The following is a 1111-nucleotide window of genomic DNA, read 5'->3' as shown; positions in this document are numbered from 1 at the left end:
TGTGATGAATAATACAAACTTGTAGACAGAGCCTTCCATGGCTCGCTAGCGGGTTAACGCGGGGCAGGTTCCAGTGAGGAGTGACACCCTCTATCTACGGAAATGATTATTTATTCGAAAATTACAATGGGCAGGCTCTGCCAGCAGGTTTTTGTTGCCGTCTTTTTTGTGTGAGAGCGCTACGCTTCAATCAACTTAATGATTCCTAAAAATAACTTACTGGTGGCGGCAACTAGCTCTTTTCGTTCCGTTTTATAATCACTCACTAACCAGTTTGTCGCTGCCTGGCGCATTGCTCCTACTAAGGATATAGCCATGATGTCCTGTTGGGCACGATCAATCGTCATATCGGGAAAAGCCTTATTTGCCATTACTCTTAAAATTTCTGCAAAGCCATTGATGTAATGATAGTAAAGCGTATTAACTTCTGGGCTAATGCCTTCTAATTCGACCATGCATATTCGAGCGATATTAGGGTCTTCAAGAATTTCAAAGTACTTATCTAAACCCGCAATAATGGCAGCCTTTGGGTCAGAGTCTTGATAGCCCACAACGATGGCTTGAACAATTTCTTTACTGAGCAGGGTCATACAGTCTTCATAGACCGCCAGTAATAAATTTTCTAGACCTGAATAGGATTCGTAAAAATAGCGATCAGTTAACTTGGCTTCTTTGCATAAGCTCCTGACAGTTGAATTTCTAAAGCCGCAACATCCAAATAGTCTTAAGCCCGCATCTAAAAATTGTTGTTTTCTAAGTTTTTTCCGCTCAGCTAAAGATACCCCGCCATAGGTCCGTTCGGTCTTTTTATTTTCTTTAGAAGGTTCAGCAGAGGGCATTGGCGTTTTATTTCGTCCTGATTGAAGTGATTTTTAGTCCGGGTTGAGCCGTCTATTCTGCCGTGATTTGAAGTCGGATGTAAAGCGTGACCGTCAGTCAAAAAATATTTGACTACACCTGTAGTCAGAATATCTGATGTTTTGAAGTTGTTTGTCGCCACACTTTATATCTCGTTTATCTTCGACTCTGATGCTGGCAAGCGCTAGACAATAAACATAAATAATCAGTGAGCAAGGCAAGGTCTTGTGAGCGACTGGAGTGCTAAATGAAA

1 protein-coding gene is annotated in these 1111 nt (G+C 41.7%); it reads right to left on the bottom strand.

Going from position 1 to position 1111, the window contains the following annotated elements; translation table 11 throughout:
• Positions 1–179: 179 nt before the first annotated feature.
• The gene (locus A3735_RS27485; protein WP_068515554.1) at positions 180–839 is read right to left on the bottom strand and encodes a TetR/AcrR family transcriptional regulator; all 660 of its coding nucleotides are present in this window, start codon (positions 837–839) and stop codon (positions 180–182) included.
• Positions 840–1111: the final 272 nt, after the last annotated feature.

The sequence above is a fragment of the Oleiphilus sp. HI0061 genome (genome assembly GCF_001635675.1).
Note: the sequence above shows the minus strand (reverse complement) of the source record. Positions and strands in the feature narration are given on the sequence as shown.

Coding starts and splice junctions, on each gene's coding strand:
- A3735_RS27485 (WP_068515554.1), bottom strand. CDS start 839: ATGCCCTCTGCTGAACCTTCTAAAGAAAATAAAAAGACCGAACGGACC.